This window comes from Microcoleus sp. w1-18aA5 (assembly GCF_036701705.1).
Classification (GTDB): Bacteria; Cyanobacteriota; Cyanobacteriia; order Cyanobacteriales; family Microcoleaceae; genus Microcoleus.
Window position 1 is genome coordinate 14,497 of record NZ_JAUPTE010000013.1, and the last position, 16,669, is coordinate 31,165.

General features: G+C 46.1%; 16 protein-coding genes. 9 read left to right on the top strand and 7 right to left on the bottom strand.

Going from position 1 to position 16,669, the window contains the following annotated elements; all coding sequences use genetic code 11:
* Positions 1-26 precede the first annotated feature (26 nt).
* The gene (locus Q5691_RS06830; RefSeq protein WP_333215067.1) at positions 27-554 is read left to right on the top strand and encodes a hypothetical protein; all 528 of its coding nucleotides are present in this window, start codon (positions 27-29) and stop codon (positions 552-554) included.
* A gap of 450 nt (positions 555-1,004) precedes the next feature.
* Complete coding sequence (locus Q5691_RS06835) at positions 1,005-2,636, top strand: sodium:proton antiporter (RefSeq protein WP_333344247.1); 1,632 nt, start codon at positions 1,005-1,007, stop codon at positions 2,634-2,636.
* Here the strand turns inward: Q5691_RS06835 and Q5691_RS06840 are convergent.
* From Q5691_RS06840 to Q5691_RS06850, 3 genes are all read right to left on the bottom strand, one after another.
* Positions 2,593-3,309, bottom strand: a complete 717-nt coding sequence (locus Q5691_RS06840) for a TrkA family potassium uptake protein (RefSeq protein WP_333215071.1) — start codon at positions 3,307-3,309, stop codon at positions 2,593-2,595. The genes Q5691_RS06835 and Q5691_RS06840 overlap by 44 nt on opposite strands.
* 209 nt (positions 3,310-3,518) lie before the next feature.
* On the bottom strand, positions 3,519-3,800 hold the full coding sequence (gatC, locus tag Q5691_RS06845; RefSeq protein WP_006635952.1) for an Asp-tRNA(Asn)/Glu-tRNA(Gln) amidotransferase subunit GatC: 282 nt from the start codon (positions 3,798-3,800) through the stop codon (positions 3,519-3,521).
* 134 nt (positions 3,801-3,934) lie between these two features.
* A complete protein-coding gene (locus Q5691_RS06850; RefSeq protein ID WP_333039118.1) occupies positions 3,935-4,456 on the bottom strand; it encodes a photosystem I assembly protein Ycf3 in 522 nt (173 codons plus the stop codon).
* A 770-nt stretch (positions 4,457-5,226) separates the two neighbouring features.
* On the opposite strand from Q5691_RS06850, the gene Q5691_RS06855 reads away from it, so the two are divergent.
* Entirely contained in the window at positions 5,227-6,543 is a 1,317-nt protein-coding gene (locus Q5691_RS06855; RefSeq protein WP_333344249.1) for a hypothetical protein, read from the top strand.
* A 467-nt stretch (positions 6,544-7,010) separates the two neighbouring features.
* Here Q5691_RS06855 and Q5691_RS06860 read toward each other — a convergent pair whose 3' ends face one another.
* Positions 7,011-7,268 carry a hypothetical protein gene (locus Q5691_RS06860; RefSeq protein WP_333312088.1) on the bottom strand — a complete coding sequence of 86 codons (258 nt, stop codon included), beginning with the start codon at positions 7,266-7,268 and terminating at the stop codon, positions 7,011-7,013.
* A 9-nt stretch (positions 7,269-7,277) separates the two neighbouring features.
* On the bottom strand, positions 7,278-8,453 hold the full coding sequence (locus tag Q5691_RS06865) for a SpoIID/LytB domain-containing protein (RefSeq protein ID WP_333344251.1): 1,176 nt from the start codon (positions 8,451-8,453) through the stop codon (positions 7,278-7,280).
* A 264-nt stretch (positions 8,454-8,717) separates the two neighbouring features.
* Between Q5691_RS06865 and Q5691_RS06870 the strand changes: the two genes are divergently transcribed.
* The 6 genes from Q5691_RS06870 to secA all read left to right on the top strand — a co-directional run bounded on the left by Q5691_RS06870 (position 8,718) and on the right by secA (position 15,192).
* Positions 8,718-9,650: a ribonuclease Z gene (locus Q5691_RS06870; RefSeq protein WP_333288192.1), complete on the top strand. Its 933-nt coding sequence runs from the start codon at positions 8,718-8,720 to the stop codon at positions 9,648-9,650.
* Between the two features lie 160 nt (positions 9,651-9,810).
* A complete protein-coding gene (locus Q5691_RS06875; RefSeq protein WP_333344253.1) occupies positions 9,811-9,999 on the top strand; it encodes a hypothetical protein in 189 nt (62 codons plus the stop codon).
* 22 nt (positions 10,000-10,021) lie between these two features.
* Complete coding sequence (locus Q5691_RS06880; RefSeq protein WP_333308436.1) at positions 10,022-10,246, top strand: hypothetical protein; 225 nt, start codon at positions 10,022-10,024, stop codon at positions 10,244-10,246.
* Positions 10,247-10,437: 191 nt separating this feature from the next.
* On the top strand, positions 10,438-11,703 hold the full coding sequence (locus tag Q5691_RS06885) for a protein kinase domain-containing protein (RefSeq protein ID WP_333308434.1): 1,266 nt from the start codon (positions 10,438-10,440) through the stop codon (positions 11,701-11,703).
* A 10-nt stretch (positions 11,704-11,713) separates the two neighbouring features.
* The gene (locus tag Q5691_RS06890; RefSeq protein ID WP_333308444.1) at positions 11,714-12,193 is read left to right on the top strand and encodes a HEAT repeat domain-containing protein; all 480 of its coding nucleotides are present in this window, start codon (positions 11,714-11,716) and stop codon (positions 12,191-12,193) included.
* Between the two features lie 182 nt (positions 12,194-12,375).
* A complete protein-coding gene (secA, locus tag Q5691_RS06895) occupies positions 12,376-15,192 on the top strand; it encodes a preprotein translocase subunit SecA (protein ID WP_333344255.1) in 2,817 nt (938 codons plus the stop codon).
* A 65-nt stretch (positions 15,193-15,257) separates the two neighbouring features.
* On the opposite strand, the gene Q5691_RS06900 is transcribed toward secA, so the two are convergent.
* A complete protein-coding gene (locus Q5691_RS06900; protein ID WP_333209145.1) occupies positions 15,258-15,551 on the bottom strand; it encodes a DUF3288 family protein in 294 nt (97 codons plus the stop codon).
* A gap of 157 nt (positions 15,552-15,708) precedes the next feature.
* Positions 15,709-16,626: a hypothetical protein gene (locus Q5691_RS06905; protein ID WP_333344257.1), complete on the bottom strand. Its 918-nt coding sequence runs from the start codon at positions 16,624-16,626 to the stop codon at positions 15,709-15,711.
* Positions 16,627-16,669 lie beyond the last annotated feature (43 nt).

Genomic DNA, 16,669 nt, shown 5'->3' on the forward strand with positions numbered 1-16,669 from the left:
GTAGCGTTGAATATTAAATATTTCTCATGAATTACCAAAACCTCAAACGTGCTAGCGGTCTATTTACTAATCATCGAAACGCAGAGCAGGCGCTAGTTGAGCTAAAAAGCCGGGGCTTCCCCATGCACAAGATTTCAGTGATTGCTAAACCTTCTGACCATGATGATTTGGACTCTTTGGGAGTGCAGCAAATTTTAATCACAAGAGCAACAGGTGCACAAGTAGGCGCGATCTTAGGCAGCATAGGACTAGGTTCATTAGCGTTAATTGTTGGACTCAGCAGCCTGCTAATTCCCGGTATTGGTCAGGCATTAGCGCTGGAAAGCCTTTTAGCAACTTTCGTTGGAAGTGGGATTGCTGCAACTGCTGGCGGTCTATATGGCGCACTTCAAGGATGGTTGGTGCCAGAAGAACAAGCAAGAATTTACAACGGCAGATTTAACCAGGGAGATTATTTGATCGTCATGGAGGCAAGAGAAAATGAGATCGTGATTGCTGAACCTGTCCTTAAACGTTGGGAGATTCTGACGTGGCGTGTCTGTGATGCTACCTAAATTCAAGGTCAGAAAGGAGGATTACCTTCGAGGAATTTAGTCCCGCGAAATAGAACGTCTAAAACCACTTAAAAATTTGACGGTCGATGATTTTGGGCGATCGCTCTCTTACTCCTGACATACGGATCGACAAGTTCCACCACCCGCCGATTCGGCAACCGCGATCGGGTCGGCAACACTTCAGAAGAGACTGTTAAAAAAAATTAAAAACCAGTACAATTAAGAGCAATTAGCATCCTGTAAGGGTTGGGAAATCATCCATATCTACCAAAAAAATTGCACTTTAAAAACGATCAGATCGCCGAGGCCACCCATAAATCTCGTTTCAGCTTCTTCAGCATTCATCCAAATACACCACATAAATTGCAGTTACGCCTACAACAGAGTGAACCGTCTCCTGTAGACTAAAACGGTAGTTAATCTGTTAATTTCTTTGAGGAAAACGAGTTTATGGGAGGAGTATCGGTGATAGAGTCGATTGTAGCGCAACAAACTCCCTTGAGCAGCGAGCCTGCTACAAATAGCCAAACGGCAGGAGTCATTCCTGAATTGGTCATCATCTTGATCATTCTCCTGCTGATTGCCACTGTTGTGGCACTCGTAACTCAACGGTTGCGAATTCCCTATGTAACGGGCTTAGTGTTAGCAGGCTTGCCGATTACGGAGGTTTTGTCGCGTCGAATTGGTTTAGACCCATCTTTAGTATTAAATCTTTTTCTACCCATTCTTATTTTTGAAGCATCTATCAATACGGATATCAGCCGTCTCCGCAGTACCTTTAAGCCGATCGCGCTGCTGGCGGGTCCAGGCTCGATCTTTTCCTCAGCAATTATCGCTATTCTGGTTAAATTTGGGCTAGGACTAGACTGGATTCCGGCGTTGCTGATCGGAGTCATTCTAGCAAACACTGATACCGTCTCGATGATCGCGGTTTTTAAGGAGATCCGTGTGCCTTCTCGATTGTCCACCATTGTTGAGGGAGAAACTCTGTTCAATGATGCGGCTGCTCTAATTTCATTTAATTTGCTTTTGGTAATTTATGCGACAGGCTCTCTCACCCCTATACAAGGCTTGAAGGAGCTGCTCGTGGTTGCTTTAGGTGGGGCAGTGGTCGGGGGTGTTTTAGGTTATTTGAGCGTGCCGATATTTGTTCGCTTAAACGATCCGTTGAGTAGCCTTTTGCTAACCGTCGCTCTAGCATTGGGAACCTTCCAAATCGGACAATTTTTAGGCGTATCGGGCGCAGTGGCGGTGGTCATCACCGGACTTGTTTTTGGCAACATTGGGCTGCCTCGCAGTTCGTCTGCCTCGGATCGGATTACCTTGCTGAGTTTCTGGGAATACGCTGGTTTTGGCGTCAATACGTTTATTTTCCTGCTGATTGGGATTGAAATTAACCCGCTAACGCTGTGGAGAATTTTGCCATCCATTTTATTCGTCATTCTGGCCTATCAACTGGGACGAATTCTCTCGGTCTATTTGTTCTTAGCGGGGCTGCGCTGGTTCGATCGCCCCATTCCGCTACGCTGGCAGCACATTTTGGTTTTAGGGAATATTAAAGGGTCTCTATCAATGGCCTTAGCTGTTGCCATTCCCTTGACCCTACCAGGACGGGATAACATCATTGCCCTGGTGTTCGGTGCAGTTTTATTCTCCTTGGTCGGACAGGGATTAAGTTTACCGTGGATGGTAAAACGACTAAAAATTAGCCGTGTTTCTGATGTAATGCAGGAAACTGGGCAGTTACAGATTCAGTTGATCGCTTCCAAAGCGGCTCAAGATGAGCTAGATAGTTTGCTGAAATCTGGCGTGTTGCCCAAGGCAGTTTACGAGGAGTTATGGGCATCGTATCAAGCACGAATAGCACAGTCTGAGCGAGTGCTGCGCGATCTCTACAATCAACATCGAGCAGGGCAACTAGAGGGCGATCGCAGCGGGCTAGATACGATTCGACGGCGATTGCTTTTAGCAGAAAAAGGAGCCGTTAGCGATGCCCTCCGCAAGCGAATTGTCCCAGAGGATCTGGTTCATCCTTACATCAAAGATTTGGATGAGAAACTTCTAACGTTGGCAGATGACTAGCCCGAATGCCGAGGTAATCAATCATCTGGTGAACTAGCTCTGGACGGGTGACGACCAAGATAGTAGAGCCTGCTTCAAGAACTGTATTGCCGTTCGGAATCTCCAGATTGGCGCAGGCATGGCATTGATAACCAATAATCAGCGAACCTGTTGGAAAACGAGGGTCTTGAGCAATTTGAGCAACAGTGCGACCTGCCACCTTGCAATCGCCTGGAACTGGCAGCTTTAGTACCTCGACTTGCCCGTGTTCAAAGTGCATCATAGACTCGATTTGGGGGTATTCAATCGCATTCGCCATTGATGCAACTGCCAAATCAATAGTGCTGATGATGTGACTGGCTCCGGCAAGTCGATAGGCTTCCATGAATTCGCGATCGCGCATTCGCACCACAATATGGGAAATGCCATAGCTTCTGGATAGGGTGATCAGCGCTAAATTCAGTGCATCGTCCCTGAGTGCAGCAACGACGGCGTTTGCTTGTTTAATTCCGGCTTCCAGAAGCACCGTTGTGCTCACGGCACTGCCTTCAAATGCCATCACTCCGATTTTTTCTCGAGCAAAGCGACAGGCCAGCGGGTCGGCATCGATGATTGCAACCGTATGACCGACTTTTAATAACTGCTGGGCTAAACCTAGCCCCATCATTCCTGCTCCACCAATTAATACGTACATGACTATTTGTCACCCCAAAAATTAACTTTACAGAGCGATCGCTATTAGCGATCTTGTGTTGGGTTTCTATCAGTTTAATCGGCTTGTGGGGTGGCTTATACCGGGCTTACTTATTACCTGTTCCACAGTTAATTTAATCTGTTTTTGGGGTAGGCATTGCTAGCCTGCCCCTCAAGGGATGTTCCTCAGTTAAGTGCGTAGCGGGAACGCTACATAATCTTAGGCACTTTAAAAAACTCCCCATCGCGATCGGGAGCTCCCTCCAAAATACTTTCTCCCTTAGCAAAAGGTTGCAAATCGTCTGATCGCATTACATTACTAACATCGATCGCCCGCGTTGTCGGCTGCACCTTACTTGTATCTAGTTCACTCAATTGCTCGAAATAATCCAAAATACCGTTAAGTTGACCAGTAAACTGCTCTTCTTCTTCCGGCGTTAATTCCAATCTCGCTAAATTCGCGACTTTCCGAACTTCTTCTCTGTCTATCATAAAAATTGGGAATGGGGAATTGGGAATGGGAAATTGGGAATGGGGAATTGGGCATAGGGAATTGGTTATTTGTTATTAGAGAAACGACTAACTACCAACTATTAACCACTAACTATGCCCCATGCCCATCCTAGTTAAAAATACACATCAATTTGCGATCGACCTGTCGTCTTCAGCCAATTTTGTACCTCAATGTAATTGTTCGGGGCCAAGCGAATAGCCTCCTTCCAATAATCTGCAGCTTTATCAAACAGCCCTTCCGCCCCTTCAATATTGCCAGCTTCCTTTTCCTTTTCCCCTTGATAGTGGTAAATTACAGCAATATTATTTAGTGCTTGTGGCATTCTCGGATTTAGATCCAAAGCCTCGCTGTAATATTCCAAAGCTTTATCGTGTTCGCCGTTGCTAGTATGGATCAGCCCCATATTGTACAAGACATAACTGCGATCGTAAGGATCTTCCTCCAGCTTCAGCGCTTCATGATAATTGTCCAGCGCTTCAGCATATTCGCCATCTGCTTGAGCTGACATACCATCCCGGTAATAAGCAAAAGCTTCCTTCGCCTGCTTTTTGGCTGGCATAATCTTGAGGATGATATCAGCCATTACCGTGAAACTTTTGTCAATAAAGTTATCGTTGCGTTGAGTTCTTGGCATATGCGATTCTTTGGTTAGTGGCTAATCCGAAAAATTAGCCTGTAAAGTTTTCCTATTAATAATTGCGCCACTGTTGTAGTGGGCCGTTGTGTTGAGAGCGCTAAAAGGTTTAGTCGATCGCAAGTGCGAACCTTAAAACACGCCCTTGGGTTTAACACCCGCGCAAGCTCTATCTATTTTATATAAGTCTTGCAAGACTGGCAAAAAAACTAGATTTCTTTAACATATCTCTGGCACTCTACACAAAACTTACAAAAACCCGCGCCGAAGGGAAAAGTTCTGCTGGAGGGTGGAGGGGCAATCCTCTCCTCTTCGATGGCTTACCTTCGGATTGCTTTGGTAACGCCAACGGGCGATCGCACATTGTACCTTACTAACTGTACCCATAATCCCGCTCCTTGGCCCTCAGAGCAAACAACCAAATACCCTGCCTAGGAGAAATTCCATCACAAAGTTTTATTAAGCTATCCGAGTTTAGCCCATACTTAAAAGCTATTCGGCAAAACACTAGCAATATTTTGCCCCAAAGTCAATCGATTTTAGATTTTAGATTTTAGATTTTAGCATTGACCCCACGGATAAATTCGGGGGGCAAGTTTCTCGGATACAGGTTTTTTATTTCTGGACGAATGAATCCGGGGGCTTGTATCCTGGATGCTTGATTGTCAAGGGCAGCCTCAAAAAAAATCAGAAACCCGATCGCCAAAACCAGCTCGAATTCCCGCAATATATAATAAAAATAACCGGGTAATTTTCACAGAGAGAAACCTATGGCTCCGAATCCCACCATTATGCAAGCCGTCGAACAACTTGGCTACCGCGTTACGGTTGGAGACGTGGCGGCAAAAGCTGGATTAGATGTCAATTTTGCCCAGCGAGAACTATTAACCCTCGCCTCCGAAGCAGGCGGCAACCTGCAAGTAGCAGAATCCGGCGACATCGCCTACCTATTTCCCAAGAACTTTCGAGATATTTTGCGAAACAAATTCTGGCGCTTGCAGTTGCAGGAATGGTGGCAAAAAATCTGGCGCATTTTATTTTATCTGATTCGGATATCTTTCGGCATAGTGCTGGTAGCTTCCATCCTCTTAATTTTTGTTGCTATCACGATTTTACTCTCCAGCGGCGATAGCAATAACAGCGGCGGCGGAGGAGGAGACGGTGGTGGAGGGGGCGGCAGAGGCGGTGGCTTTTCCTTTTTTCCCTACTTCTGGAATGACCTAATCTGGATATTTTACTGGAACCATGACCAACCATACTACCAGCAGCGATCGCGCTTAACTGGCCAAAAACCCGAGATGAGTTTTCTGGAAGCAGTTTTCTCCTTTCTCTTTGGAGACGGCAATCCCAATCACAATCTAGAAGAGCGCAAGTGGAGCGATATTGCCGCCGCAATTCGCAACAACCGAGGCGCCGTCGCCGCCGAACAAATTGCTCCATATCTAGACAATCTCGGACAAGGATACACCCGAGACTACGAAGAATATATGTTACCGGCTCTCGCCCGTTTTGACGGCCGCCCGGAAGTCAGTCCCGAAGGGCAAATAGTCTACCATTTTCCGCAATTGCAAACCACAGCCACCGAGAGAAATTCTGAACCAGTAGCAGCTTATTTGCGAGAAATGCTGTGGCGTTTCAGCAACGCCAGTTCCGGTCAAATTATGCTTGCAGCAGGGTTAGGAGCTGTTAATCTTGTGGGTGCATTAGTTTTGGGTAATCTATTAACTAATAATTTAATTGCCGGTGGATTTATCGGTTTCGTCAGCGCTGTTTATCCCATAATCCTGATTTATGGCGTCGGATTTCTCGCCATTCCTTTAATTCGCTACTTCTGGATTCAGTGGAAAAATAGCCGGATAGAATCCCGCAATCAAGAGCGTCAGCAGCGAGCAATGTTATTAAACGAACCCGATGCCAACTTGCTCAAAAAACTGACCTACGCCCAGGAATTTGCAGCAGAAAACGTTCTGACTGGAGAAGACTTAGCATATACAACAGAAACTGAATTAACCCAACAAGAACTAGAACAGTCAGCCAAAATAGATGCGGAATGGCAGCGCCGGATTGGTCGCTCGGACAACTTGTAATAATAATTTAAAAAGCAGTTCTTTGTTGTTAAGTTAGGTTGCACTAAAATCTTGCACCCTTTTCAATAATAGGCAGTATGCCTGTTCTACAATAAAATATTTTTGTTGGGGAACAGGCTTTGAGTTCGTTGCTAAGAATTATGAAAAATATCAATCTTTATGGATGTCAGAAGCTTTTCTAATTCGAGTTTTATTAAATAAGCTTAGGTCGTTTAAAAATCAAACAATTTTGGTCATACTTCGAGTCGTGATCCAGAGCCACAAGTTCCCATCCCTCCTCGCCCAAATGATTAACAAATAGATGCAGCGAGCCTTGTTTCCAATCTCGCTGTTCTTCACCGTTTACATATAAACTAATCAGCTTGTTTCCAAAAGGATACATATTCGCATCCACAAATAAATACTCCCACTTTTGCATAGCAATCCTTAATGTAGTTAGTCATTAGTCATTAGTCATTAGTCATTAGTCATTCCCAATTCCCAATACTTAAGCTACGGGGTTCCTGGCCTGCCACTACGCGGTTCCTGAGCGTAGTCAAAGGGCGGTACAAGTTCCCACTTTCCAATTCGCAATTCCCTGTATTCAGGACACGGAAGCCACGGATACAGAAATAGCTGTTTTTCCATTCTTCCTTCTTCCTTCTTCCTTCTTCCTTCCCCCTGACATCCGTTATATCCGTTACATCCGTGGAGCGAATCCGTTGCCGAACTTCTTCCTTGCCCATTCCCAGCAGTTACTGGACTGCAATTCTAGCCAAAGTAGCACCTCGGTAATAGTGCAACAAAATCTGCTGGTAGCCGTATCCCTGTCTGGCCAAATTATAGGCACCCCACTGGCTCATTCCTACAGCATGGCCGAAACCTTTACCAGCAACTTGAAAACCGGTAGGAGCTTGGCCGCTGTTCCTTGGGTTCCCACCGCCGGCATACTGAGGAATCACGGTAAACCGCGTACTCCTCAAATTTAAAACCCGGCGTAAATCTGCGCCAGTCATGACTCTAGAACCGCCATCTCCAACTACTTTCATCCTCAAAACGCTGCCGTGAGCGGTAGTGCGTTCTGGCTTCATCGAGATCACATTGCCCACGCCAGAAATCTTACTGCTGATTTGAGCGCGAGAAAAATTTTCTTTCCATTGGTAAACCGGCGCCCCTTGGTCAAAGTCAGGAACAGCACGCAGGTAAGGCAGAGGTTCTGTCCAAACATCCTCGACGTTTTCAGTATGTCCCCCAGACGCAGAGTGGAAGGCGGCTAAAATTATCTGACCGTTGTAGGCCAGAACTTGACCAGCGGTTGCATCGACTGCGGAATAAGTGCCAGAAGATTCTGTTTGCAATCCTTTGTAAACCTGGGAATACTGAGTGCTGTCCACGTCGTAAAGGTCGGTTTCGCTTTTCATTCGCTGGTGGATAGCGTAGGAACGGGCGGCGACTGCTTGGGCTTTCAAAGCCTCTTGAGGCCAATTGCCACTCATCTCGGCGCCGAGAACGCTGTAGAGATATTGTTCGATATCGACGTAGTTGATGGCAGTCAAGCCTCCTTTTTGGGGAACTAGAAGCGTGCGTCCCCGATACCAACGATCGCCAATCCAAACATAACCGTTCCCCGTGGGTTCGATCCAAACTTGGTTGGCAGCCCAGCGACCAATTGCCACTGTTCCCGATCGAAATTGAGCTGACTGAGAACTGTTTGCCGACAGTTCGCCCAAATTGCGCCCGCTACCATCGCGGATTGCAGCCTTAGTAGAACTGCCGACTTTTACCTGACTTGCCCCGTCTTGTACCGCCACTCGCAAGATCAGCGCGGCCTGTGCTGGGGCTACCATTGCCAGCCAAAACAACAGTGAAATCCAAAAGTAGCGTTTTTTTAATGTTGAAAAAACGGAACCAAAAAATACTCCTGACTGCATTTGAAAATTTTCCTCCTGTGCTGTATGAGTTTAAGAATTTTTAAGGGAAGGCAAGGGAAAAAGGAAGGGGAACGGAAGAAACAAAACGTTAGAATTGGGTGGATCGCTCTGTACGCTTGTCAAAAATGATTTTAGCGAAGAGATGTTCGCAGGAACAGCGATTTATCCCGGTTCCTGCCTGCGACTATTTCCTATATGTCGGATTTGTCGCACTCTGGATATATGTAACATATTTTTTAAGACTTAATTGAGGTGATTTGACTCTTGCAGATTACATTTCTCGGAACTAGCTCCGGCGTCCCCACGCGATCGCGCAACGTTTCCAGCATCGCCCTCCGCTTGCCCCAGCGAGCGGAACTCTGGCTGTTTGACTGCGGCGAAGGAACTCAGCACCAGTTTCTCCGCAGCGATCTCAAAGTCAGCCAACTGAGCCGCATTTTCATCACTCACCTGCACGGCGACCACATTTTCGGCTTAATGGGTTTGCTGGCTAGCTGCGGTTTGGCGGGGAATGTCAAGCGCATCGATCTTTACGGGCCTCCGGGACTTGAAGAATATTTGCAAGCTGGCGTTCGTTATTCTCAAACTCATTTTTCTTACCCGGTGAAGGTACACAAAATTCACGAGGGAGTTATCTATGAAGATGACGAATATATTGTTAGTTGTGGCCCTTTGAAGCACCGAGTTACTGCTTTTGGTTATCGAGTAACTGAGAAAGATCGTGCGGGACATTTTGATGTAGAAAAAGCGAAGGCCGCGGGCATTCCTTCCGGGCCAATTTACGGCGAGTTAAAACAAGGAAAGACGGTAAAGTTAGAGGATGGGCGACAGTTTAAAGGTACTGATTTTTGTGGCCCGGATCAAATCGGGCGCAAGTTTGTTTATTGTACAGACACGGTTTTTTGTGACGGGGCGGTGGAATTGGCGAAGGATGCTGATTTGTTGGTGCATGAAGCTACTTTTGCTCATCAAGATGCTCAAATGGCCTTCGATCGCCTCCATTCAACTTCGACAATGGCTGCTCAAGTGGCTTTGATTGCTGGGGCTAAACAGCTAATTATGACGCATTTTAGCCCGCGTTACGCTCCGGGGAATGCGATCGTCCTGGATGATTTGCTCAAGGAAGCGCAGGCTATTTTTCCGAATACGAAAATGGCCTATGACTTTTTGACTTACGAAGTTCCCAGGCCTGTTTAAAACTAGGGTTAATCTGACCAGAGATGTGACAGCATTTTCAATAAGGGCGATCGGGCGGGTTCTGGAACCCGTTCAAAACTTACTCATTGGCTGTGCTGTTTTGGAGTGGTTGAAATCTCAATGTCATGGTAAAATGTAAAAACTAATTCTATGGCGTTTTATGTCAAATCTTGAATTATTAGCCCAACTTCGGCAATTGTCTCGTCCTGAAAAGTTTGAAATGATGCTGTTTTTAATAGCAGAATTGGCGAAAGAAGAAGGAATTGTAATGGGTAATGAATCTGCTGAAATTATATATTCAGTGCATACTTCTAATAGTGCAGCAGAGCAATTGACGCAGTTACTATAAATAGAGCATAAACAAACTCAAAATGTTTAATAGTAGACGATATCCTTTTCAACCTAAACGAGATGGAATTGGTGTTTTAGCTGATGTTCCGTATCTGCCTTTAACACTAACTTATCAAAATCGTTCTGTTGAGGTTATGGGTTTACTGGATACAGGCTCTAGTGTAAATGTTTTGCCCTATAATGTTGGGGTGCAGTTAGGGGCAATTTGGGAAAATCAAAGATTTTCTGTTGTTGACGAGTTATGAAACTCGCATTTATTTAACTTAACGTTAAGTTTTTACTTCGACTCTCCTAACTCTTTGTATATTACGGGATTTTTACAGGATTGGCCCTGATTTAAGTAAGGTAACTTTACATCAATAGCCCACCCATTTTCTAGACAAAGTTTAGGAGATTATTGAATTGACTATCTGACTAGAATACATCCCTAATTTTTATGATTTTGAAAAATCGATATCAACTTCAAGAACGACTCAGTCAAAAAGCAGGCCGAGAAGTTTTCCTGGCTATTGACCAACAAACTGAACAACAAGTTCTAGTTAAAATTCTTTGGTTTGGTCAAAATCTTACTTGGGCAGATATAAAACTATTCAAGCGAGAAATAAAAACACTGAAAACCCTTTCTCATCCAGCGATTCCTCGTTATCTAGACTATATAGAAATCAACTCACAAAAGAATAAAGGAATCGCATTGGTTCAAACATATATTAGAGGAAAATCCCTGGAGCAATACTTACAATCTGGACATGGGTTTAGTGAAGCGGAACTGCGGCAAATTGCCCAGAAAATCTTAGAAATATTGATATATCTCCATGGACATCGTCCCCCTTTAATCCATAGAGACATTAAACCAAGCAATATTTTGTTAGCCGATGGTTTTGGAGATATTGCAGACCAAATCCACTTGGTAGATTTTGGAGCGGTCGGTACACAGACTATTGTAGAAAAAGGAACCATGACATTGGTCGGTAGCTATGGATATATGCCGCCCGAACAATTTACTGGACGCATTACTCCTGCGGTTGATCTTTATGGTTTAGGAGCAACTCTAATTTATTTAGTGACTGGTAAACACCCAACAGAACTACCACAAAAAAACCTGCAAATTCAATTCATATCTACTCCTAATATCAGTCCTGCTTTCACAAAATGGTTAAAGCAGATGACTGAACCCCATCTGGAAAAGCGGTTACCTAATGCACAGGTAGCCTTAGCAAAATTGCAACCCAAGTTTCAACTCCAGCCATATGTACCTGCGATTATTCTAGGTTTGTTTGTTATGACTGGAGCAATAAGCTACTTCGCATTAGGTACAAATATTCTATCCAGTCAATTACACAAAGATATAGCATTACGTGCAGATTTTTTTGGGTTGTATCCAACAGGTATATATGTAAAACCTGGTCAAGTTTTAAGAGTAAGAGCATCAGGTGTAATCATTGTTTGGCCAAACCATGGATCTTATGGGGAAGCCACTCCCGCAGGTAATTCCAACACCCTTTGCCCTCACGCAGAATGTTTCTTTCGTGGAAGACCAGCAGGAGTGCTAGTTGGGAAAATATCTGCAAGTGGTGAACTATTTGAAATAGGTGCGGACAAAGAGATAACTGTCATAAATGAAGGAGAATTATATTTAGGAATAAACGATCCACTTACTGGTGATAATAGTGGTCATTTTTCGATATCTGTTGACGTTCGTTAAGAGCTGATTTATAAAGTCTCCCGAAACTCCCTTGGTTCGTGGCTGGGCAGCAGAAGCCTTGGGCAAGTTAGGAAATGCTTCAGAATCCGTCATCAGCGCCTTGCTGTTACGTCTCGAAGATGGGAACGAGGATGTGCGTGGCTGGGCAGCAGAAGCCTTGGGCAAGTTAGGAAATGCTTCAGAATCTGTCATCAGTGCCTTGCTGCGAAGTCTCGAAGATGAGGAGGACTGGGTGCGCCGTGAGACAACAGAAGCCTTGGGTAAGTTGGGAAATCCTTCAGAAGCAGTCATCAGCGCCCTGCTGTTACGTCTCGAAGATGAAGAGGATAGCAGGCCTTGGTCGATAGTAGAAGCCTTGGGCAAGTTGAGTTTGAAATCTAGTGAGGTTTTGCCTGCTGTCGTGCAATGGATCTATCGCCCTCAAGATACACCATATGTCGGTTCAGGTATTGATGTGTTGTGGGATTTGGTGGCAAGTCAGGGAAATTGATCCAGGAATTACGCACTCCGACTCAAGAAACCCGGTTTGCCCGATCGCCCCCAAAGACGCCTTCGACGGCCCAGGAGAGCCAATGGTTGCTACAATCGGGGAGGGTATATGTTGTGGCTAACACTACAGCCCGTAACCCTGAAAGCTAATAGCTAAATTATTAAAAATCTGCCTCTCCTGCCATGTTTAAAAATCTGCTAGGCGACCCCAACGCGCGCAAACTGAGAAAATTTCAGCCTTGGGTAGCTGATATCAATATTTTGGAAGAAGACTTCCGCGCACTCTCAGACGACGGCCTCAGAGGCAAAACGGCGGAGTTTCAAGAACGTTTGGCAAAAGCTAAATCTCTCAACGAGGAGAAAGAGATCCTAGACGAAATCTTGCCGGAAGCTTTTGCAGTGGTGCGGGAAGCGGGACAGCGGGTTTTGGGGCTGCGCCACTTTGATGTCCAACTCCTCGGCGGCATTATTCTGCACAAAGGCCAAATTGCCGAAATGAAAACCGGTGAAGGCAAAACTCTCGTGGCGACGCTGCCGGCTTACCTCAACGCCCTCAACGGTAAAGGCGTACACATCATCACCGTCAACGATTATCTCGCAAGACGGGACGCGGAATGGATGGGACAGGTGCACCGCTTCCTGGGATTGACTGTCGGACTGATTCAGCAGGGCATGGATCAGGTGGAACGAAAGAAAAATTATAACTGCGATATTACCTACGCGACTAACAGCGAAGTCGGCTTTGATTATTTGCGCGACAACATGGCTACTGTCATGGAAGACGTTGTGCAGCGTCCTTTTAATTTCTGCGTGATTGACGAGGTTGACTCGGTGCTGATTGATGAAGCACGGACGCCTTTAATTATTTCCGGCCAGGTGGAACGCCCCAGTGAGAAGTATATGCGGGCGGCTGAGGTAGCTGCTGCTTTGAGAAAGGAAAATGAAGAACATTACGAGGTTGACGAAAAGGCTCGAAATGTGCTATTGACCGATGAAGGCTTTGGTGAAGCTGAGCGGTTGTTGGGTGTTACGGATTTGTACGACCCGGCTGACCCTTGGGCGCATTACATTTTTAATGCGATTAAGGCCAAGGAATTGTTTATTAAGGATATTAACTACATCGTCACTCCCGATCGCGAAGTGGTGATTGTGGATGAGTTTACGGGCCGGGTGATGCCGGGAAGGCGCTGGAGTGACGGTTTGCACCAGGCGATCGAAGCGAAGGAACGGGCGGAAATTCAGCCGGAAACTCAGACGCTGGCGACGATTACTTATCAGAATTTCTTTTTGCTTTATCCGAAGCTGTCGGGGATGACAGGGACGGCGAAAACTGAGGAGACGGAGTTTGAGAAGATTTACAATCTGGAAGTGACGCTGATTCCCACTAACCGGATTACGAGCCGCACAGACCTTTCGGATATGGTTTACAAGGCCGAGGCCGGCAAGTGGAATGCGATCGCCCAGGACTGTGCAGAAATGCACGATATCGGTCGGCCGGTGCTGGTGGGTACTACTAGCGTGGAAAAGTCGGAGTTGCTGTCGCGGCTGCTGCAGGAACGGAAAATTCCTCACAATTTGCTTAATGCTAAACCGGAAAATGTGGAGCGGGAATCGGAAATTATTGCTCAAGCCGGACGCAAGGGTGCTGTGACGATCGCCACGAACATGGCCGGGCGCGGTACAGACATCATTTTGGGCGGTAATTCTGAGTACATGGGCCGCCTGAAGTTGCGCGAGTATCTGATGCCCCGGATCGTGCGCCCCGATGATGAGGACGGGTTTTCGCTGGTGCAAGCGCCCGGTATTGGCGGCCGCCCCGCACCTCAAGGTTTTGGTCAAACTGCCAAAAAGGTAAAGTCTTGGAAAGCTTCGGCGCAGATTTTCCCGACGCAGCTATCGAAAGATGCCGAGCAACTGCTTAAGGCGGCGGTGGAATTGGCGGTGAAAGAGTACGGCGAGCGATCGCTCTCGGAATTGCAAGCCGATGATATCGTGGCTATAGCTTCGGAAAAAGCGCCGACAAAAGACCCCGTAATTCAAAAGTTGCGGGAAGCTTACAATTTGACTCGCCGCGAATACGATGCTTTTACCAGCACCGAACACGATGAAGTCGTGCAGTTGGGAGGCTTGCACGTCATCGGTACCGAACGCCACGAATCGCGCCGGATCGACAATCAGTTGCGCGGCCGGGCGGGACGCCAAGGAGACCCTGGTTCAACGCGGTTTTTCTTGAGTTTGGAAGACAATTTGCTCAGGATTTTCGGCGGGGAACGGGTGGCCGGTTTGATGAAGGCTTTCGGTGTTGAGGAAGATATGCCGATCGAATCTGGAATGCTGACTCGTTCCCTCGAAGGCGCTCAGAAAAAAGTCGAAACCTACTATTACGACATCCGCAAGCAGGTATTTGAATACGACGAAGTGATGAACAATCAGCGTCGAGCAATCTATGCGGAACGTCGCCGAGTATTGGAAGGTTTGGACTCCAAAGAACAGGTAATTAAGTATGCCGAACAGACGATGGACGACATCGTGGGAGCATACATCAATCCCGATTTACCTTCGGAAGAATGGGAACTCGACAAACTTGTGAGCAAGGTGAAGGAATTTGTTTATCTGCTCGCTGACATGACACCGGATCAGCTAGAAGATTTGTCTGTTGAGGAAATTAAAACATTCCTGCACGAACAAGTCCGCAATGCTTACGACATTAAAGAAGCGGAAGTTAATGCAATCCGAGCTGAATTGATGCGAGATGCGGAACGGTTCTTTATTTTGCAGCAAATTGATACTTTGTGGCGGGAACACTTGCAACAAATGGATGCTTTACGCGAGTCTGTAGGGCTGCGTGGTTACGGGCAGAAAGACCCGCTGATCGAGTACAAAACTGAAGGTTACGAGCTATTTTTGGACATGATGACGGATATCCGTCGCAATGTGGTTTATTCGCTGTTCCAGTTCCAGCCGCAGCCGGCAATGCAAGTTTCGCCAGAGATGGTTTGAAGATAGTTAACTGTTGACTGTTGACTGCAACTTCCAGGCTCTTCCTGGAAGTTGCATATTTGAGATTAAACCCAATCTTCTTGATCGCTTTTTTGCTTTCTATAAACCTCACCTGTAGCGTGAATTTTGCGGGTTTGTTCATAAAGAGTTTCTTCGGTATGATTCCATTTTTGCAGGACTTTTTTTAAGTCTGATTGGATATCTCTAGCGCCGGGAAAGCCTCGGTAGCGAATTATTAATCTTGCTAATTCCGATAAATTGTAGTCGGTTGCTTCTCCTGCTAATAAAGTATTGACACTGGCTCGATCGCGCTTGTATTGCGGATGCTGCTGATCTTGAGTTTTTGCTACTGAATCCATACTATTTTATGTTTCCCAATCATTTGAAAATATTGCTACAAGCAACCGCCACCCAAAAGCGCGGACATCGGACATAAATAACTATCATGAATAAAGTCTTAAATCCGCGCTTCATAAACGGTTTGATTCGGGTATCATAACAGTCAACTGTCAACTGTCAACTGTCAACTGTCAACTGTTCAGTCATTCCCAGAAATTTTTGTGTTTGTTCAGTAATACCAAATAGTCGATCGCCGTGACAAAAGATTTCCCAGGCGCGAATTCCCATAACACCAATACCTGCAACCGCCAAGGGCATCGCTGCGGCACCTAAAAGCGCGGCAATGGGGGGAAATATCATGCACAGTGTTAACAGAATACCAGTAATAACACCACCAGCAATGCCAGCTTTAGCGGTGGCGGTGGCGACTTGTTCGACTAACTCTGACTGGGTAATTTTGCCTTCAACGCACAATAGCGAGTTTTCTAAGATAGAAAATATTAACTCAATTACTGCTGCGGCGATCGCCCCTTTCATTGCAGCCCCAACGATTTCCGCAACTGCTGCTTTAAACGCTGCATCCGCTAAAACTTGCTTAGCGACTGCTAATTCTGCAGCAGTCATATCTACACCACCGCGAGCACGATTCACCCAAAAATGTTCAAAAATCCCGTTAGCAGCTTCGCTTCCGCCTCCATTGACGTGCGCTTGGATGTGACTCCAATCTTTATCTTGACAGAAGTTGCGAATTGCTTCTGGGCCTTGGGCACGAATTTGGGCGGGTATGGATTCAAATACTTTTGCTGCTTCTTGAACATCTCGGATGCCGTCACGTACCCCAGCCCTAGCAAATTTGGATTGCAGATTTCTGGGCAGGTTCTCAAAACGGATGTTGTGTGCTATTTTAAAAGCTTCTTGAGTGGCGATCGCCCCGGCACTAACCATTGAACTTGGCGCTGATTGTACCCACGCCGTTAATACAGTTGCACTTTCCTCAACTTTAGCAGCGATTTCGTTGGCTAAGTTTTGGGTATCGGCAACAGTTTCTTGTACTTTAGCCGTTAGGAATTCGAGCGGATTCTGGCTAATTTCCATGTTGATCCAGCTTGCATCGTTAATGATTGAATTATTTTGACTA